Source organism: Halalkalibacter sp. HAAS-P014, from assembly GCF_056619965.1.
This window is the reverse complement of record NZ_JBWQTV010000024.1, coordinates 69,630-88,483: the sequence shown is the minus strand read 5'-3', so window position 1 is coordinate 88,483 and position 18,854 is coordinate 69,630. Positions and strand designations below refer to the sequence as shown.

Sequence of the window (18,854 nt, the reverse complement as noted above, 5' to 3'; positions counted from 1 at the left end):
GCAGTGAGCGTTTAAATTTAGACATTCACATTGTTATTTTCATTTAATACCGTTAATACTTCTGTCAAAATTGTTACTGCCTTTTTTAACTCCTGTTCCGTTACCACTAACGGTGGCAAAATACGAAGAACCTTTGGTCCAGCTGGTAGGACTAGCAATCCTTTTTCTCTGCAAACATCGATAACAGGACCGACTTCAATTTCACAAGCAATTCCAACCATTAAGCCTTTTCCACGCACTTCTTCAACTATCTCAAGAGAGTTGAGTTTTTTTTCTAGCTCAGCTTTAAGCCATTTCCCTTTATTTTGAACATCTTGTAACAATTGAGGATTAATCACTTCTGTCAACACAGCTTCAGCTGCTGCCATCGCAAGTGGATTGCCACCAAATGTTGATCCATGGCTTCCTGGTGTAAATGATTCCTTTAATGACTTCTTCCCGATGAGAGCACCAACTGGAAATCCATTCCCTAGCCCTTTTGCTAAAGTTATTATATCTGGTGATAAGTCTAACTGTTCATAAGCAAAAGTTGTTCCTGTCCGGCCTATTCCTGTCTGAACTTCATCAATTATGAGAAGACAGTCAAATTTTTCACAAATCTGGCTAAGGGCTTTTGCATACTCTTCGTTCATTAACCGTATGCCTCCCTCACCTTGTATCACCTCGACCATAATAGCAGCTGTTTGATTAGTAACAGCTTCTTCAAGTGCTGATTGGTTATTCATTTCAATATACGTAAATTCAGTCAATAGCGGACCAAACCCTTGATGAATTTTATCTTGCCCTGTTGCAGCCATGCTTCCAAGAGTCCTGCCATGAAACGAGTTTGTTAAACTAACAATATGATGTTTCCCTGTAGACTTTCTAGCTAACTTAATTGCTGCTTCATTTGCCTCAGCCCCACTATTACAGAAAAAGACATAATCACCAACACTATGATCGGCTAACAACTGTGCTACTTTCTCTTGTTGTTCTATATGAAATAAATTGGATACATGCCAAAGTTTTCCTAATTGATTCTCAACAGCTGCGACGACTTTAGGATGACAATGTCCAAGGTTACATACAGCGATTCCTGAGATAAAATCTAAATATTCATTTCCTTCTACATCTATAATTGTTGATCCAATACCTTTTTCAGGTTGTATATTCCATCTTGCATATGTTGGAAATAGTGCACTCATTTTGTCCTCCCTACGATACCGACAGTTTCATTTTTGATTTTATTATAGTTGTTCCTTGGACAGACCCATCTTTTCCAACATTCGTTGATTTCCCATTCATAATCATAACCGATTCAAGACTATCTTTTAGTGAAGAAAGGGCTGCTTTTACTTTTGGAATCATACCACCATAGATCGTACCATCTGCTATATATGCTTCTATATCCTTATCCGTAACTTTATCTAGGCATTTTCCGTCTTTTAAAATTCCATCAACATCGGTTACGAAAATAAGTTGTTCTGCATGTAATTCATTTGCAATTGCTCCAGCTGCGCTATCAGCATTCACATTATAATGAGTTCCTTCATCGTTCATGCCAATCGGTGCAATAACGGGAATCATATTTAATTCCATTAATGAAGTAAGCAAATTGGTGTTTACCTTAATTGGCTCCCCAACATAGCCAAGCATTCCTTCATTAATTGGCTTAACATCAAGTAATTGACCATCACAGCCCGATAAACCAACTGCCTGCCCTCCAGCTTTATGCAAACTAGTGACGACTTGCTTATTAACCTTCCCACAAAGAACCATTTCAGCGGTATCTAATACATCTTCTGTCGTTTTACGGAGTCCATCTACGAATTCAGATTTGATGTCTAACTTTTGCAATAGTTGATTGATAGCAGGGCCTCCACCATGAACAATGATTGGGTGCTTTCCATTTTTTTGCATCATTACGACACTTTCAAAAAATTCTTCTGATAATTCAGCGATCGTACTGCCCCCACATTTAATAACGACAACATCCTTCACTACTTTTCCCCTCCCGAGTATGTTCTTACTTATGTTCTATATCCAGCGTTAATCCGCACGTAATCATAAGATAAATCACAGCCCCAAGCTTTCCCTGCTCCATCGCCGACGTGTAAGTCAACTTGAATTACGATTGTATCATTGTCTTCCATATATGCTTTTGCTTCTTCTTCAGAAAACGAAACCGGCTGACTCTCTACAAGCGTTTCAATTGAACCAATTGAAATATCAATCGTATCCGGGTCAATCTCACAACCACTATAACCGATCGCACAAATAATTCTTCCCCAGTTTGCATCTGTACCATAAACAGCTGACTTAACTAGGTCTGAACCAACAATCTTCTTAGCTACTTTCCCTGCTTCCTCATTTGACAGAGCACCTTTTACTTGGACTTCAATTAATTTCGTAGCACCTTCTCCGTCACGCGCAATTTGTTTGGCTAATGATTCGCAAGTTAATTTTAATGCTTGATAAAACTGATCCCAATCAGGATGATTGGGTGACAGGCTTTGATTATCAACTAAACCTGATGCCATAACAACAACCATATCATTCGTTGATGTATCTCCATCAACCGTAATACGATTAAAGGTTTCATTTGTAATAGAGGTTAGTGCATTTTGCAATACTTCCGGTTCAACATTTGCATCCGTTGTAACGAACGATAGCATCGTAGCCATGTTAGGGTTAATCATGCCTGAACCTTTTGCAACTCCACCAATTGTAACCTGTTTACCATCTATTATTGTTTGAAAACATACTTTTTTATTGATTGTATCCGTTGTAAGAATTGCCTGATTAAATGCCTCAGCGCCTTTTAAAGTAGGTATTGTATCAAGTTGCTTTATCCCAGCTACAATTTTGTCCATCGCTAAATATTCTCCAATAACACCAGTAGATGTTACAGCAACATAGTGAGGTGGGATGTTAAAATGATTAGCACTTTCACTTCTCATTTTATAAGCATCTTCAAGTCCCTTTTTACCCGTACATGCATTTGCATTACCACTATTTACGACTAACGCTTGGATTTTGCCTTCTTGTTCTATTGATTCTTTCGTTACTTTTAGTGGTGCAGCTTGGATTCGATTACATGTATAAACAGCTGCTGCACTTGCCGGAACTTCACAAAAAATTGCTCCAAGGTCAAACCTTTTTCTTTTTACGCCTGTATATAATCCATTAGCCGAAAAGCCTTTTGGAGTTACAATACTTCCATTCTCTAACTCTGTGATTGTCGGTGCATTTGCAACGCCTTTCATGAGTGACCACCCTCCATTACGGATACATAGGAACAAGTGCTAACCCTGTATCCTCTTTGAATCCATTCATAAGATTAAAATTTTGAATCGCTTGCCCTGACGCGCCCTTAACTACATTATCAATAACTGAAACAACCGTTATTCGCCCTGTCCGTTCATCATACGTTAGGCCAATATCACAATAATTACTACCGTATACTTCTTTGGTCGATGGGTACTGACCTGTCTTTCTAATTCTTACGAAAGATTCATCGGAATAAGCCTCTTTGTAAAAGTTTCGAAGCTCAGTTTCTGTAATTGGCTGCTTTGCCTTCGCATAGATTGTTGCCATAATCCCTCGAACCATCGGAACTAGATGTGGTTGGAATGTAATGCTAGGAATGCTTTCATCCCAACTATTTAAATTTTGTTCAATTTCAGGAATATGTTTATGTTGATTAATTTGATATATTTTGAAATTTTCATTCATCTCACTAAAGTGTGTAATAGCAGATGGAGATCTACCTGCACCAGATGTTCCAGACTTAGCATCAACGATAATCGAATCTACTTCAATTAATCCATTTTTCACTAAAGGAGCAAGACCTAAAAGTGTTGCTGTTGGGTAACAGCCTGGATTTGAGATGATTTGGGCTTGTTGAATCTCTTTTCTATTCCATTCAGGTAATCCATATACAGCCTTCTGAATTAGAGATTTAGGAGCACTTTCACGTTTATACCACTTTTCATATACATCAGGATCTTGTAGACGCAAATCACCAGACAAATCAATTACTTGGCACCCAGCTTCAGCAATAGCTTCAGACCATTCAGTTGAAACACCCGGAGGAGTCGCAAGAAACACTGTATCTACTTCTTCTCTAATTGAACTAAGTTCAATTGGTTTTAACGGTTGTTCATAGATCTCCGATACATGTGGATAAGAATCCTGTATATTCATGCCCTCTTTTGATGATGTATACAAAACAACCTCTTTTACATGAGGATGTTGGTTTAACAGTCTTAATAATTCTGCGCCACCATAACCACTAGCGCCAATAATACCAACTCTCATACTTCTCTCTCCCAACTTTTGGTTCTCTTCTCTTTATGATCTTGGTAATCATTATATCTATGTATAAAAATTAATTCAACTGTATTTTTATTTTATTTTTGCCTATTTTTAATCTTTAACAATTTCAAACGATTTCTTATAATGCTTTTGGGATATTACCTAATGCGAATATTCTGATTAAAGAGGATATAATAAAGAGGTTTCTCAGTTTTTCTGAAGCTATTTATAAAATATAATTCGGGGTATTATACTTAATCATAGTTTATTATGTGTCTGTCTATTGGGGGAACAAATTATTTGATACTTCCCCATTTCTATTTCTTTGTCCACAAAAAAACCCACCAAGTTTGGTGGGTCTCGATTCTAATGATTTAGTTTATCAAATATAATATCTTTCGTCTCTTCTATTTGGTCGCCCCAAAAGTCATTTATTTGATGATAAATATAGTTTCCATCCTTATCCAAAATACTAATTCCACGATAAGACATATTATCATTTCTCATATTAACGTGTTCAAGCACCTCGAGTGTTGAATCCGATAAAAAAGAAAAAGTAAAGGATCCAGCTTCTTTTAATTGTTTAGAGTGATCCGGACTATCTGTACTGATCGCAAAAATATCAGCATCTAACTCCTCAAAGAGATGGATGTTCTCTTGCAACTGAACCAGTTGCTGCTGACAGAGTCCTCAACCAACCTCTGTAAAGTGAAATAAGATGGTCGCTCGCTCCTTGTTCGTAAGCGATACTTCTTCACCTTGCTCATTTAAAAGTGTTAAGTTGCCTTCTGGTTGTCCGTCTGAAGAACCACACCCAACTAATACAAACAGAAACGAAGCTAATACAAAATAGAAGGCTATATATTTGCCTTGAAATTTTTTCATTCTTTCACCTCCAGTCGTTAGACGTTTTTTCCTTATTGCACGGTTTCTAATAAATCCTCAATAATTGATTCTTGATTCGTCTGAAGTCCATCATATCTCTTAATAACCTTCCCATCCGGGTCGACTAAAAAGAATCTTGTACTATGAATAATATCATCACCATCAGTTTCTTGTACAAGTGATAAGAAGCTATCTTTAGCAAAGTCAGCTATTTCATCAAACGTATAACCGGTTAAGAACTGCCAAGTTTCTAAGTCCGCTCCGACATTTTCCCCATAAGTTTTAAGGTGTTCTGCTGTATCTCTTTCAGGGTCTACCGTGAATGAAATAAAAGACATTTCAACACCTTCAGCTTGCATAGCAGCCTGAAGACGCTGCATATTAGGGGTCATGGTAGGACAAACGCTAGGACAGTACGTAAAAATAAAATTTGCGAGCCAGTACTGCCCGTCTAATTGTTCTGTACCATATGGCTCACCTTCTTGGTTCGTAAATTCAAACTCTACCACTTCTGCATTTGCTTCTGCAAAATCATATTCTTCTGACTCACTACTACCAACTTGATAAATCCAACCACACCCGCCTAAAAAAAGGACAAGCAATAATACACTTAACTGTTTCATATAAGAACCTCTCCCTACGATATGTTCAAAAAGTAAACTGCTCTTTTTGAACAAGTCAATAGCACTGCAACTAATAAAATAGTTCATGGTAAATGATTTACCTAAAGTACCCTAATTACTTTTTGCTGTTGGAATATCACTGATCGTTAAAGTGCCGTCTTGTTGCTTTTCTTTCTTCAACCATTGTTTAAACACATAACCAATCGTAATTCCATAAGTGATTTCCTGCATTACTTTCATTAATACACCTGCTAATTGCTGGTCCATTCTTGTTTCTAGAAAAGCAAAAGAATTAGGTCCCGATAAAAGACCCATAGGCACTTCTGTTCCAACAGGTAAGCAATAAGCCATTACTTGAGCCCAAATTGTTGGATCTGTATAAGTTTGGTATAAAGGATTAGGAGCAAAGATAATTAAAGCACAAGCTGGGGTAATTAAAATCCCATTGGCAAAAATATACCCTACCCGTCGAAGGTCCGACAACGGAAATGCACTTGGAAGTGGTGCAATCATATGCCACCACATTAACGTTGCAGCAAAAAATAGTAAGTATTCGTATAAGCTATGCCAAATAACAGACTGCATCAATGTATCAAACATAAATGGGACATGATAAAATGAAAAAAGTCCATTAAATAATAACAAAGCTACGATCGGACTCCAAATCACGCGAAAAACACGCTCCGTTATAGGTGAACGGAAACGATCTACAATAGCTTGAAAAAACCATTTTGGAAGCCCTAATAAGAAAAGAGGTGCCGCAATAAAGTAAGCGAAGACCATCTGAGTCATATGAAAACTTATCATAATATGTCCAGCTACATATAAAGGGCTTCCCCAACCAATATATAAAGCAATAAGTGCCAAGACAAAATATACCTTCTGCCTTAATCTAACAGGGGTGGCCCCTTTAAAGTGACTACGCCATTTTGTAACAAGTAAAAAATATAGGATCCCAACAATGAGTAACCCAACAATTAACTCTGGTGTCCATAGCGCTCGAAAACCAAAGTTTTCAAATAAAACACCCACAATATTCCCTCCTTTGTGGACTTAACTATTAAAGCATGTCTATCATAACATAATTTCAATGACAATTATTTGAACGAATACAGACAATTTATTGAAAGGAAGATTTCATGTCAAAAAAACATTTAATCGCACTAGATTTAGACGGAACTTTACTTACCGATGATAAAACGATTTCCCCTAAAACAAAGCAAGTCATAACAAAAGCTAGAGAACAAGGGCATATTGTTACCATCTCCACCGGACGTCCTTATCGAGCTAGCAGTCAGTATTACAACGAATTACATCTAGATACGGCACTTGTAAACTTTAACGGGGCTTTTGTCCATCATCCATACGATAAAAGCTTTGGTACTTACCACTCTCCACTTGACTTAAACATCGCTAAAACGGTTATTAGAACATGTGAAGCTTTTAATGTAAGTAATATAATGGTTGAAGTAATTGATGATTTCTATTTACGCCATTTTGATGAAGTGCTAGTTAATACATTTCTTTCCGGACAAAATCCCGTTGATCACGGTAATCTAATGCGCATCTTAAAAGATGACCCTACTTGTGTGTTAATACACCCGAAAGATGAACACGTTAAGCAATTACGCGAATTGCTTGTAGATGCCCATGCGGAAGTGATCGACCAAAGAGTTTGGGGCGCTCCTTGGAACGTTATTGAAATCGTGAAAGCTGGGATGAACAAAGCTGTAGGACTAAAGAAAGTAGCAGATTTTTATAACATACCTAGAGATCGCATTATTGCATTTGGTGATGAAGACAATGATTTTGAAATGATCGAATTTGCCGGTCAAGGTGTGGCCATGGGTAACGGAATTCCTGAATTGAAATCTCTCGCTAACTCTATTACCCTTACGAATGAAGAGGATGGAGTCGCTGTTTACTTAGAAAATGCATTAAATTTACGTTAATTTTTGAATGATTTCATCCTTTTAGGAGATGGTAAAAGAAGGATCCATTTCAATCTAAAGGAGAAGCATATGCCAAAACCAAAAGTTAACAACGACATTAAACAAGAAATAAATCATGTACAAGCTGCTAAATCAAAGATTGATACTCTTACACTCGGGAATATGACTCTCGAGAAAGCAGAAAGGCTTTACAATAATCATTCAGAAGTGGGAGTTCACAAATGGACCAACAATTAAACTTTTATGAAGTAAGAGAAGCCATTGCTCGGTTTGAGCTGTTAGCTCTGAATGTAGAAACACCTATTCAATATGAAGCTGTAGAAAAAGAGTTACAACGTGCAAAAGAAACCCTACATTCTGCTTTCTCAAACTCCTCACCTGCTGAACAAGATCAAATTATTTACATGGAGCAGCATTTGGATCACCTTTTTACTGATATTAATTTATAAATTGTCAACACATCACGAGAATCTAAAATGCTTTCTTGTGATGTGTTTTTTCAATGATTATTTCGCTACTCTAATACCTTGATTTATGTTACCCTTAAATCATATTCAAAAGGCTTTTATGTAGGGGGAACTTGGATAATGGTTAAGGTGTATGAAGTAGGTAAAGACGCTGACTACCAATTCAAACAGCGAATTGCCAATTTACTTATGGGTCAATTAGAGCCCATCGGTCCTAAAAATGCGTATGATCAGTTAGTGAAAACGATTGACTTGGCATTAAAAAATGATTCTCAAGCTCATATTTTTGTTGCTGAGAAAGAAAAGACACTTGTTGGAGCTGCCTTTTTTAATCTTGGATTAAGCATTGATAAAGGTGGTCAATATATTTGGTTAAATGATTTATATGTGCACAAAGAGCACCGAAACCAAGGGATAGCAAAGAAGCTTCTTCTAAAAGTCATCTATTGGGCCGAGCAACAAGAAATTAAAGGAATTGAACTCGAAACAGGCATTAATAATGAAGCTACGAAAGCATTATATAACTCATTAGGTTTTTACGATATCGTCTCAAAACGCTACGGCTTCCGATTTTAGAGGCTACAGAAAAAGGTGATTCTCCTTTTTCTGTAGCCTCTTTTATAAATACTTGCAGATTCACCGCGCCCATTTCTCCTGAAAGTGGGCGTTTTACTTCTTTTTTCTGACTTTTCAACATATGATATAGCAACCATAACCTTATCAATGCGAAGCTGTCAAAGGAGTGTGTGTGCATAATGATGAGAGATTCGTTTGTTGAAGTGGAATTTTCAGATATATATATTGAGCTTTCCAAGCCTGCGTTACACCAGTTTATAAAAAATATGATGAGTCAACATTACTCTCTCTTTTGGCGCTATGATGCAAAAACGATTTATCTCATGGTAGAGCTAGAGGAGTCTGTCCACGAACTCCCGTTTATTCGAAATACTGAATTTCTCACTCTCTCTGCTGACAGTATTCATGTTTATGATGATGTGTTGGCAAGTGCGCTTGAGAAGCTACTTCAACATGAAAAAGGCAATGGCATTGTAAAACGGTCAACAGAAGGCCCCCTCTATATTACTTCATACCAGTCTGGTGATATTGAGTCGATGATCGAAATTGATGGGAGTGAAAAGGTCATGATGAACCGAAATGGATCGATGATTCAGTATAAAGATGATGGGAAGTCCCTAGAGCCTCGTACAATTTATAACATGATGAACTTAGAAATTGATTATGTATTAATGGAACTTCATGAAGCTCTTCTCGATTCAGATGATTCGTTAATTGATGCTCATAAAAATAAGTTAAAAAAACTATTATCTCGACGAGAACAAGTAGAACAACTCTTATAAACAGGAACATCTCTTCTAATTCAAACTATCTGTTTCGTTGCTTTTGCAACGAAAAATGCAAGCACCTAAAAGTAGTGCTTGCATTTTTTCGGGCCCTACCTCCCCCTAATATACTTCCCCCTAGAAAAGTATTTCACCCTTTCATCCAAAAGAATGTATTTTTGCTATTGATAAGCCCTAGCATACACTCGTCGTGTTATAATATTCTTCATGATTTGATGACTTTATTTAGTTGAAAGGAGAAGTCAATTACATGGCAACAACTGTCTTAACGAACCAAAGGTCTGCTTTTTCACGTGGATTGCTTGCTGGGTCAAGCATTGCAATCGGCTATTTACCTGCAGCATTGACGTTTGGTTTACTTGCAAAAAGCACCGGTTTAACCTTTTTAGAAACAATGGCCATGAGTATTTTTGTATACGCAGGGGCTGCTCAATACATGGCATTGAATTTGATTGCATTAGGCACTGGAGCATTTGAAATCATTTTCACTACTTTTATCGTAAACATTCGTCACCTTCTCATGAGTGCTTCTGTTAGTGAACGTGTTGAAGAGGATCATCCTATTGTTAAAGCCCTTTATTCATTTGGAATCACGGATGAGGTTTTTGCCGTCACAACAACTCAAGAAGGTCAAGAAGGCCCGATAAAGACAGGATTTGTAGTTGGTGTAGCAACAATTGCTTACATAAGTTGGGTCGTGAACTCAGGGATTGGTTATTTTGTCGGATCCATCTTACCTACTTCCCTTCAACAAAGTATGGGCATCGCACTATATGCAATGTTTATTGCATTGCTGATCCCATCATTAAAAAAGCATCGGAAGGTAATGATATTGGCCATAAGTGCTGCACTTTTAAATAGCCTCTTTTCACTTGTAGTACCAAATGGCTGGTCAATCATTCTGGCTACATTGCTAGCGTCTGCAGGAGCTGAACTTTTAAACCGGAAGGATGACGAGCAGATATGAACATGACAGTATTACTTATTATCGCTGGAATGGCTCTTGTTACATATATTCCTCGGATGCTACCACTTGTTTTTATGAACATTGAAAAAGTTCCACCTTGGTTTCAGGCAATATTAAGGAATGTTCCATATGCTGCGTTGGGTGCCTTAATCTTTCCTGGGATTCTTACTGTACATGAGAACATTTGGTTCGGGATCGTCGGTGGAGCCTTTGCCATTACAGTTGCCTACTTAGGCGCAAACCTGATTGTTGTAGTGACAAGCAGTATTGCAGTTCTTATGCTACTAACACTTTTTTTATAAAAGTTTTTATAAAAACCTAACTAAAGGAGGTTGTCTTATGGGGACAACCTTTTTTTGTTGCTACTAGAACAGTCAGCAATAATCTCCTTGTTCCCTTTTCTTCTTCTCTCAGAAACGATACAATGGAAGAATGGAATTTTTCGAAAAAGAGGTGAGATTTTATGAATAGCTCGCTCTTTCAAAATGAAGAGTTAAATATATATATGGAAATAGAGAAAGATATTAACTATACGTATCAATTAATTACCTCTTCAAGATTTGTAAACAATCGAAATCTTGAACAACTTTGTAATGACACCAAAAACCGTGTTAAATCTTTAAATAAATCTGATTATTGGCTGTATCTTATTATCTATATGAAAGGCATTTACAAACTCACTCAAAATAGCAACCATTACGAGGAATATGGGAGAAGGTTTACATATTTTTTCAGATCGATGCGCCATGAAATTATTGAAGATCTCACAAAAGGACATTCTAACCAGTGTGATGTGTTTCTTGAAAAATTAGTTTCTTCCATTATCACTGATGCAAATAGTACGTATTCCCCTTGGCCAAAACTACTCCTTGAAATTGTTCGGGAGTTGAAACAAGTGCATATCGAAGTAGTATACGATCGGCTTTCTACAAACCTTAATTCATTGACTATTTCAAAGAATCTTTCACTTGCTTACAGCTATATTGCATTACTTGTGGGAAAGAAAGAAGCTTCTTTAACAATTTTACAGCAGCAAAGAGATGCTATTAAAGAGCAAGATGTGACTCCACATTATCAGCTATTAAAGGAAAGAGACCTTTGGAGTACGATGAAGCAGTGGTTTAAAGTTTTGTTCCCCGAGAAAGGAAATGGCCAGTATGGATCTTTACAGAAATACGTCGATGAAATGAATACAGTGTTACCGATCGGTCCAAAGGAACAAAAACTAATCTGGGATAGGTGGTTATTATCACCAAGCTTTGTCCGTTTTCAATCATATAGCAAGCACCTATCAAACGATGAACAACTTGCCCTTATTGATCGTCTACTACCTGAACTCGAACAACGTCTCCATCAAGTAGACGTTGCTAAAACATATGAGAAACTGTTGCTCACATATGAAAAGTATGATTTAGCCATTTTGTATTTCTTAAAATATGAACGTGAACCCTTAAGGTTACGAGATGAAAAAGTTGAATTATTAAAAGCGATTAAATCATATGATCCTACATTAGCACGTCCTATTTATCATCAGTTTGTAGTGAGACTCGTTGAAAAGAAGTCAAGAGTTTACTATGAACAAGCTGCCGTCTACATAAAAGATCTTCAATCTTTATATGAGCGAACAGAAGATGACCAGAAATTATTTGTAGCTTACGTCAAGAAGTTAAAGAAAATGTACAGAACGTATCGAGCGTTCGTAGAGGAGTTGAAACAACTTGGCCTCTAAAGTAATTATCCATGGTGGCTGGTTAGAGGATTCTTTTTTCATATGGGGAGAACGTCCTCCATCGTCTCGTTTTGAACAAATAGTCAACTTTCAGTATCCATTTTTGTATCCTCCTTTTGAGTTGAAACTTACTTTATTTAAATTTGATCAAACTTCTTTTTACGGGACTTTTATTAACACAGATAAGGCTGTTCTTGATGTGCCTATTCATTCAAGGATATATTCTTCTTTGGCTGGGGATGTGACTGTATATCAGGCACAAGAAAACATGAAGCAATACTCATTTCCAGTGGAAGGTCTTGTTATTTCAATTGATTCTCTTCTTTCTTACTTATCTCTCTTTCAAACTTGGAGAAAAGATGATGATATTGAACTCGCGCCTGATTTCCGTAAGTGGGTAAAACTAATTAAAAGTATCCAAGACTACATAATAAGTGGAGCTTTTTCTCCTACTGCATCTGGACAGTGGGAATTAGAGGAATTTCCGTATGAAAAGTGGCTCGAATATATTCCTTTATCAGGTAGAGCATTACGTGCAAACACTAGTTATATAAAAAATGAATCAGCTGGCATTGTAACTATCTCTCAACTACAAAGTCTTGTCACGCTCATTGCTAATAAGATGATACAGTCGTTATTTAAAGAATCAACTGTTCTAACAGCCTTTAACACTTGGAAAGGTTCTATAAGAGAGACATGGCTTCCTGTTATTGATCAACTAAAGGAAACAGGGACAATTGAACAACCCGTGTCAACAGCTGCTTTTCAACAACAAATTGGCGTTACTGAGGCAACACCATTCATTACAGGATTAGCCTTAAAAGAACCCAGCTCTAAAAATGGAGATTGGAAAGTTTCTCTTTGTATGGTTGATCGTAAACGCCCATCACTTATGGTTGAAATGGATCAATTAGAAAGAGGAGAACATCCGTGGCGTGAGAACCCTATCGCACAATTAAAAAGAGACCTTAAGAAAGCTAAAGAAGCATTGCCTATTCTTATGCCTTTAAAATTGTCATCACCGACTTTATCGTTACAACCAGATGAAGCTTACGAGTTATTCACAACTTCAGACGATTTACTTAAGCAATTAGGGTTTCATTTAATTGTTCCTAAGTGGATGACAGAAAAAAAGAAACCACGTGTTACATTAGCGATGAACAAGGAGCCAGAGCAAAATCAAGCAACGAGTGAACCATTACTAGATTGGCAAAGTGTTTCTTCTTTTACTTATAATATCGCTTTAGGAGACCAATCCATAAGCAAGAAAGAGTTTGAAGAGTTCGTTGAAGGAAAAAGACCTTTCCTTTATTCAAATGGTGAATGGATGTCGTGGGATCGTTCTTTAGCTGATAAACTCCTTCATTATTTAGAACATATGGAAGAGAACACTTCATTTTTAGAAGCTTGGCGCTTAGATCAACTTGAGTTTGATTCTGAATTTGATACAGCTATTGATTGGAATGTCTCCTGGGGAGGGGAATTAACTAATTCCATTCAAAAACTGTATTCCTCCACTCCCTCTTTGGTTCAAATTCCGAGTGAACTAAATGCAACATTACGTCCTTATCAACATGAAGGGGTTTCGTGGCTAGTTCACTTACGAAGAACGGGGTTTGGAGGTTGTTTGGCTGATGATATGGGACTTGGCAAATCGATTCAAACGATTGCATACATTCTATATATATTAAAAAAACAACGTGAAGCCGGGACTCAAAATTCTCCATTCTTACTTATATGCCCTACTTCATTACTGTACAATTGGGTTCACGAATGCGAGCAATTTGCCCCTTCACTTAGAGTATTTGTCCATCATGGTCCTACACGCCTTGAAGAAGAACAACTGAACGCAGCAAACTGGGATCTTATTATTACTTCCTACCAACTGGCAGTAAGAGATCATGAACTCTTTCAACAACTAACATGGAACGGCTTAATACTAGATGAGGCTCAGCATATTAAAAATGTTGAAACGAAGCAACGACGAGTCATAAAAAAAATAAGAGCAACACATCGAATTGCGTTAACTGGTACACCGATCGAAAATCGTTTACGTGAATTATGGTCGCTGCTTGATGTATTAAATCCGACATACTTAGGTTCTTATCAAGACTTTCAAACAACCTTTATTAGACCGATTGAGCGTGACCAGGATGACCAACAATTACGTAAGCTTCAAACACTAATTCATCCACTTATATTAAGACGTAAAAAATCGGATCAGTCTCTGCAAATAGGACTGCCAAAAAAAGAAGAAAAAGTCCACTCTGTTCATTTATCTTTAGAACAAGCAGCACTCTATCAAGCTGTAGTAGATGATATTATAAAACAATTAGATGAAGTAACGGCTTTTGAAAGACGTGCACTTATTTTACGAAGCTTAACGAAATTGAAACAAATTTGTAATCACCCAGCTCATTTTCTAAAGGAACGTTCATTAACAGGACATGATTCAGGGAAGTGGGATGCTTTTATGGAGCTTATCGATGAGCTTCACATAAAGGGAGAGAAAGTTTTGATTTTCTCACAATATAAAGAAATGGGTGTATTGCTTACAAATGCCCTTGAAGAACGATATCAACAAACAGTCCCCTTTCTGCATGGCAGTTTAACAAGAGCTAAACGTCAAGAAGCCATTCAAGCATTCCAAACGAGAGAAAACGTTAATTTCTTCGTTCTCTCTTTAAAAGCTGGTGGAGTTGGACTGAATTTAACAGCCGCTACAAATGTCATTCATTATGACCGTTGGTGGAATCCAGCTGTTGAAAACCAAGCAACTGATCGCGCCTACCGGATTGGACAAACAAAAGATGTAACAGTTCATAAACTTGTTACTAAAGGAACATTGGAAGAACGCATTGATAAAATGCTGCTTAAAAAACAAGAACTAGCAGATCAAATACTCACTGCAGGTGAACAGCGAGTAACCGAACTTTCAAATGAAGAAATCAAAGAACTAATCCAACTTACCGTTCCTGTAAGAAAGGAGTAATCTTAGTATGAGAAAACTTAAGCCTCCCTTTTCTTTATTTTGGTATGGAAAGAAGCTTGACTTAAAATCCGTAAAACCAAGGAAAAATTCTCTTAACACATCGGAAGAAGAATTGTATCATGCATTTAAAAAGTCGATACAAGAAGAAGCGAGAAGACAATGGAGCTAATCAATCTACTTGATATCAGCCAGCTCATGACAATAGTCACGACACCATCAAAAACGGACACCCTAAAACAATAGAGTGTCCGTTTTTTCTAGCTCATATATTAGATCTTACATTTCAATATCAACTTTTTTTAGGAATGTCCCATCTTCTGTCCATTCTTCTCCATCGATAGCTGATAGAATTAGCTGTGCTTCAAGCGTGTACTCCCCAGGTTCAATCGAATCTAATGGTATCGTTTCTTCAAATTTCATTGACTCTCCTGGTTCAACTGTTTCCTGAATTAGAGCCATTGTGAACATTTTCCCCTCGGAGAATCGATACACTTCCGTATCATTTTGATCGATCAAAACTAATTCATATTTTTGCCCCGAAGAGAACTCAAGTGTTGCTGCCTCGTTTTTTTTGTTCGTAACGATCAGTGATACAAGTAAATTATTATCTTTTTGATTTGTCTCAACTGTAAATCCCCACTCTTTAGCTGACAAATCCTCATCTCCTTCAGTTAAGGGTGCAGTTGCTCCCTGCCCACATGCACTAAGAAAAACTAGTAAAAACAAAAGCCAGATCATTTTTTTCATTTCGTTTCATCCCTTCATTCTTTTCGAAAGAAACCAAAAATACCTGATGTTTCAACTATATTTGTGAAAGCATTTGGATCTACCTCTTGAATCACTTTTTTCAATTCATAAAGTTCATAACGTGTAATAACAATCATCAAAATTTCCTTATCATCAGATGTGTATCCACCTTTAGCGGGAATTCTTGTGATTCCCCTTGTAACCCGTTCATGTATTGCTGATCTTAAAATTTCAGCTTGCTTCGTTACGATCAGCGCTGTGAGTTTCACGTGCCTTGTATAGATGGCATCAATCACTCTTGAAGAAACATAAAGAGCAACAAGAGTATACAGAGCTTGCTCTAGGTCAAATAACAAACCAGAGGTCATCACAATTATACTATTTAAAATAAGAAAGTAAACCCCAACTGGCCGGTCACTTACTCTAGATAAGATTAATGCAATAATATCAAGCCCGCCAGAGGAAGAACCCCACTTCAAAGGAATTGCCGCTCCAACTGCTAAGATGACACCACCAAACACCGCATTCAATAAAACATCCGGAGAAAATTGGGTGACAGGTAACACCTCTAGAAAAAACGTTGTTAAAATAACATTAACAAAACTGTAGACTGTAAAGCTTTTACCAATTTTCATCCAACCGAGAATGGCAACTGGAATGTTTAATAGAAATAACATAATCCCAGTCGACAGAGGGATAACGGTAGCAAGAATTTGGGCTACCCCAGTGAACCCACTAGCAAAAACATTCGCCGGAATTAAAAAGAAATTTAATCCAGCAGCTAAAAACAACGCACCTACTACTACCGCTATTATTTTTTGAGTTTCTTGAATTGTTCTTGATTGCATATCTACTAAGATGATACCTTTACTGATAAATGTTGTTCAATCCACTCCACAGACTTGAGTACTGCCCTTCTCGAGACTTTGTGGCCGGCCTTTTCCTCCGAGAACAATTGAAGCTTTTCTGGGGTGTCTTCATAACTTACTTCTAACTCTTCATATAACTTTTCAGAAAAAGGATAAGGAACAACTTGATCTTCCATACCATGCCAAATAAATAGTGGTCTACCGTTGAGTTTATTTAGTTGTGCTGATAAGTCAAACGGTCTAATTTTTCTTAATACTTCCTCTTTCATACGATCTTCAATGGTAAGACCTTTGTTTTCTACAGTCTGTAACAATCCGTGAGCGAACTTTTCATAATATGCTGTACCCATAAATGACACAGCTGTTTGTATCCAATTGTATTGAGTTAGCGCTCCAAACATAGTAATAGCACCCATTGATGTACCAATGACTCCAACTCTATCACATAGCGCTTGCTCTTCCAATGTTCTTTTCATTAAGTCCATTTCTTGTATCGATGTTAAAATAATCTCCCAAAACGCCAAATTCCGTTGCGTTTCACTTAAGCCTTGGTCTCGTTCACCGTGATAAAGAGCATCGGGTAATAGAACACGAAACCCTTTTTCAGCTAGCAAATAAGCTACATGTAAGTTATGTTCCTTCGCACTAGTAAAGCCATGAAAAAAAAATACGGTTGGAACTTTTTTCATACGGTATGATTCTTCCACTACATGTAATGTTGGTATTTCGACGATTGGTTCTTTTTTTATTGTTATCATCCATTTTCACCCTTTTTTAAAACTGATCTTATTATAGCATTCCAAATTTATGAATTCACATTACCAAAACTTTCAGTTTCTTACAATAAACCTCTCAAAATCATTCTTTTGAGCCATTAGAAAAAGCCACCTGCTTTAAGGTGGCACAAGAAGGAATATAGGGCGCTTAAAAAGGGAAAACGCCCTTTTCAGTATCCTTCTTTCAAGTCGCTTCATCTTGCCTTTTATTATAATATTTGATGCTAGTTAACGCTCCTTCACCAACCATTTTATTATCTTCATAATCATTAGGGTGAGAATGCCCGATTTTTAAATGATGCTCATTATTCTGTTTCTTACCTTTTGTTTTCATTTTAAGATAACGACCTTGAACATATTGAAAAAGTTTTGTTCGAACGTTTTTGCTTACTATCAAAGGTGTTGCGCCAACTACTGTAACTGCCGAAATTACTTTAGATAATTTATTCATTTTTCATCTCCACCTTTCTCCGATCGTTATAGAACTATACCCCTTCATAAAAGAGATCAAACATGCCGTTCATATCCTTATATGGTTTCGGACAATCTATAAATAAATGATTAGGAAAGAAGGTGAAATTGCAATGTCTCGTACTGGTGATAACAACAAAAAGAAAAAAGATAATAATGCCTTAAACCGTCAAAAAAATGAGCAAGCACATGCTAATGCAGAACACGGTAAGCATAGCTATTCAAAAAAAACAGATCATTTATAAAAGAATAAAGGTTGCCTCAAAATTACGTTCTGTCCCCAAACACATTTGGGGGCAGACATAACGAGGCAACCTAACAACCTAATTCAACTCTTTTACATCTTTAACGATCCATTCAGGACCAACTTTTACCTCACCGTCCCATGCTAACATTCCACCAAAATAATTTTGGACATTGTTAAATCCTTGGTTTTGTAAATATATTGCAACGTTTTGACTGCGATTGCCACTTCTGCATATAAATAAGTAGGACTGTTCTTTATCTAACTGATCCATAACCATTGGGATGGTTTGCATTGGAATTAGTGGCACTCCAGGTATATGCGCTTCTTCATATTCCTCGACTTCGCGCACATCAATAATAATTGGATCTTTTTTCCCACCCTTTACAAGTTCCTTTAATTCCTCTACTTCTACCTGCTTAATACCATCTTGTTCAAAAGACAATTCGATCACCTCATTTTTATTCTAACTCTA

23 protein-coding genes and 1 pseudogene are annotated in these 18,854 nt (G+C 37.0%); 11 read left to right on the top strand and 13 right to left on the bottom strand.

Features of this window, described 5'->3' with window-relative positions; all coding sequences use genetic code 11:
* Positions 1–17: 17 nt before the first annotated feature.
* The 8 genes and pseudogenes from AC1FXZ_RS18965 to ctaG all read right to left on the bottom strand — a co-directional run bounded on the left by AC1FXZ_RS18965 (position 18) and on the right by ctaG (position 6,836).
* Positions 18–1,184 (bottom strand): acetylornithine transaminase, encoded by a 1,167-nt coding sequence (locus AC1FXZ_RS18965; protein WP_480056583.1) that lies wholly within the window; start codon positions 1,182–1,184, stop codon positions 18–20.
* A 10-nt stretch (positions 1,185–1,194) separates the two neighbouring features.
* On the bottom strand, positions 1,195–1,980 hold the full coding sequence (gene argB / locus AC1FXZ_RS18960; protein ID WP_480056581.1) for an acetylglutamate kinase: 786 nt from the start codon (positions 1,978–1,980) through the stop codon (positions 1,195–1,197).
* A 29-nt stretch (positions 1,981–2,009) separates the two neighbouring features.
* On the bottom strand, positions 2,010–3,245 hold the full coding sequence (argJ, locus tag AC1FXZ_RS18955) for a bifunctional ornithine acetyltransferase/N-acetylglutamate synthase (protein WP_480056579.1): 1,236 nt from the start codon (positions 3,243–3,245) through the stop codon (positions 2,010–2,012).
* Positions 3,246–3,261: 16 nt separating this feature from the next.
* Complete coding sequence (gene argC / locus AC1FXZ_RS18950; RefSeq protein WP_480056577.1) at positions 3,262–4,299, bottom strand: N-acetyl-gamma-glutamyl-phosphate reductase; 1,038 nt, start codon at positions 4,297–4,299, stop codon at positions 3,262–3,264.
* 363 nt (positions 4,300–4,662) lie between these two features.
* Positions 4,663–4,971, bottom strand: a pseudogene (locus AC1FXZ_RS18945) (redoxin domain-containing protein); the annotation flags it as partial.
* A 15-nt stretch (positions 4,972–4,986) separates the two neighbouring features.
* Positions 4,987–5,181 carry a hypothetical protein gene (locus AC1FXZ_RS18940; protein WP_480056575.1) on the bottom strand — a complete coding sequence of 65 codons (195 nt, stop codon included), beginning with the start codon at positions 5,179–5,181 and terminating at the stop codon, positions 4,987–4,989.
* A gap of 32 nt (positions 5,182–5,213) precedes the next feature.
* On the bottom strand, positions 5,214–5,804 hold the full coding sequence (locus AC1FXZ_RS18935; protein WP_480056573.1) for an SCO family protein: 591 nt from the start codon (positions 5,802–5,804) through the stop codon (positions 5,214–5,216).
* A 111-nt stretch (positions 5,805–5,915) separates the two neighbouring features.
* Entirely contained in the window at positions 5,916–6,836 is a 921-nt protein-coding gene (ctaG, locus tag AC1FXZ_RS18930; protein WP_480056571.1) for a cytochrome c oxidase assembly factor CtaG, read from the bottom strand.
* A gap of 107 nt (positions 6,837–6,943) precedes the next feature.
* On the opposite strand from ctaG, the gene AC1FXZ_RS18925 reads away from it, so the two are divergent.
* The 10 genes from AC1FXZ_RS18925 (at position 6,944) to AC1FXZ_RS18880 (ending at position 15,441) form a co-directional block, all read left to right on the top strand.
* The gene (locus tag AC1FXZ_RS18925) at positions 6,944–7,756 is read left to right on the top strand and encodes a Cof-type HAD-IIB family hydrolase (RefSeq protein ID WP_480056569.1); all 813 of its coding nucleotides are present in this window, start codon (positions 6,944–6,946) and stop codon (positions 7,754–7,756) included.
* A 69-nt stretch (positions 7,757–7,825) separates the two neighbouring features.
* Positions 7,826–7,993, top strand: coding sequence for a hypothetical protein (locus tag AC1FXZ_RS18920; protein WP_480056567.1), 168 nt, complete (start codon positions 7,826–7,828; stop codon positions 7,991–7,993).
* Positions 7,978–8,205 carry a DUF3813 domain-containing protein gene (locus AC1FXZ_RS18915; RefSeq protein ID WP_480056565.1) on the top strand — a complete coding sequence of 76 codons (228 nt, stop codon included), beginning with the start codon at positions 7,978–7,980 and terminating at the stop codon, positions 8,203–8,205. The genes AC1FXZ_RS18920 and AC1FXZ_RS18915 overlap by 16 nt, the downstream gene beginning before the upstream one ends.
* A 138-nt stretch (positions 8,206–8,343) precedes the next feature.
* Positions 8,344–8,799, top strand: coding sequence for a GNAT family N-acetyltransferase (locus tag AC1FXZ_RS18910; RefSeq protein ID WP_480056563.1), 456 nt, complete (start codon positions 8,344–8,346; stop codon positions 8,797–8,799).
* Positions 8,800–8,978: 179 nt separating this feature from the next.
* Positions 8,979–9,581: a hypothetical protein gene (locus AC1FXZ_RS18905; RefSeq protein ID WP_480056561.1), complete on the top strand. Its 603-nt coding sequence runs from the start codon at positions 8,979–8,981 to the stop codon at positions 9,579–9,581.
* A 253-nt stretch (positions 9,582–9,834) separates the two neighbouring features.
* On the top strand, positions 9,835–10,551 hold the full coding sequence (locus AC1FXZ_RS18900; RefSeq protein WP_480056559.1) for an AzlC family ABC transporter permease: 717 nt from the start codon (positions 9,835–9,837) through the stop codon (positions 10,549–10,551).
* Positions 10,548–10,853 carry an AzlD domain-containing protein gene (locus AC1FXZ_RS18895; protein WP_480056557.1) on the top strand — a complete coding sequence of 102 codons (306 nt, stop codon included), beginning with the start codon at positions 10,548–10,550 and terminating at the stop codon, positions 10,851–10,853. The genes AC1FXZ_RS18900 and AC1FXZ_RS18895 overlap by 4 nt, the downstream gene beginning before the upstream one ends.
* A 161-nt stretch (positions 10,854–11,014) precedes the next feature.
* Positions 11,015–12,280: a hypothetical protein gene (locus tag AC1FXZ_RS18890; RefSeq protein ID WP_480056555.1), complete on the top strand. Its 1,266-nt coding sequence runs from the start codon at positions 11,015–11,017 to the stop codon at positions 12,278–12,280.
* A complete protein-coding gene (locus tag AC1FXZ_RS18885; protein ID WP_480056553.1) occupies positions 12,270–15,272 on the top strand; it encodes a DEAD/DEAH box helicase in 3,003 nt (1,000 codons plus the stop codon). Before AC1FXZ_RS18890 ends, AC1FXZ_RS18885 begins: the two co-directional genes overlap by 11 nt.
* A gap of 7 nt (positions 15,273–15,279) precedes the next feature.
* Positions 15,280–15,441 (top strand): hypothetical protein, encoded by a 162-nt coding sequence (locus AC1FXZ_RS18880; protein ID WP_480056551.1) that lies wholly within the window; start codon positions 15,280–15,282, stop codon positions 15,439–15,441.
* A gap of 107 nt (positions 15,442–15,548) precedes the next feature.
* On the opposite strand, the gene AC1FXZ_RS18875 is transcribed toward AC1FXZ_RS18880, so the two are convergent.
* The 4 genes from AC1FXZ_RS18875 to AC1FXZ_RS18860 all read right to left on the bottom strand — a co-directional run bounded on the left by AC1FXZ_RS18875 (position 15,549) and on the right by AC1FXZ_RS18860 (position 18,115).
* Entirely contained in the window at positions 15,549–16,019 is a 471-nt protein-coding gene (locus tag AC1FXZ_RS18875) for a BsuPI-related putative proteinase inhibitor (RefSeq protein WP_480056549.1), read from the bottom strand.
* A 14-nt stretch (positions 16,020–16,033) separates the two neighbouring features.
* Positions 16,034–16,867 carry a YitT family protein gene (locus AC1FXZ_RS18870; protein WP_480056547.1) on the bottom strand — a complete coding sequence of 278 codons (834 nt, stop codon included), beginning with the start codon at positions 16,865–16,867 and terminating at the stop codon, positions 16,034–16,036.
* A gap of 5 nt (positions 16,868–16,872) precedes the next feature.
* Positions 16,873–17,646: a serine aminopeptidase domain-containing protein gene (locus AC1FXZ_RS18865; RefSeq protein WP_480056545.1), complete on the bottom strand. Its 774-nt coding sequence runs from the start codon at positions 17,644–17,646 to the stop codon at positions 16,873–16,875.
* Positions 17,647–17,848: 202 nt separating this feature from the next.
* On the bottom strand, positions 17,849–18,115 hold the full coding sequence (locus AC1FXZ_RS18860) for a hypothetical protein (protein WP_480056543.1): 267 nt from the start codon (positions 18,113–18,115) through the stop codon (positions 17,849–17,851).
* A 106-nt stretch (positions 18,116–18,221) separates the two neighbouring features.
* On the opposite strand from AC1FXZ_RS18860, the gene AC1FXZ_RS18855 reads away from it, so the two are divergent.
* Entirely contained in the window at positions 18,222–18,380 is a 159-nt protein-coding gene (locus AC1FXZ_RS18855) for a DUF3941 domain-containing protein (RefSeq protein WP_480056541.1), read from the top strand.
* A gap of 78 nt (positions 18,381–18,458) precedes the next feature.
* Here the strand turns inward: AC1FXZ_RS18855 and AC1FXZ_RS18850 are convergent, their stop codons facing one another.
* Positions 18,459–18,824, bottom strand: coding sequence for a rhodanese-like domain-containing protein (locus AC1FXZ_RS18850; protein ID WP_480056539.1), 366 nt, complete (start codon positions 18,822–18,824; stop codon positions 18,459–18,461).
* Positions 18,825–18,854 lie beyond the last annotated feature (30 nt).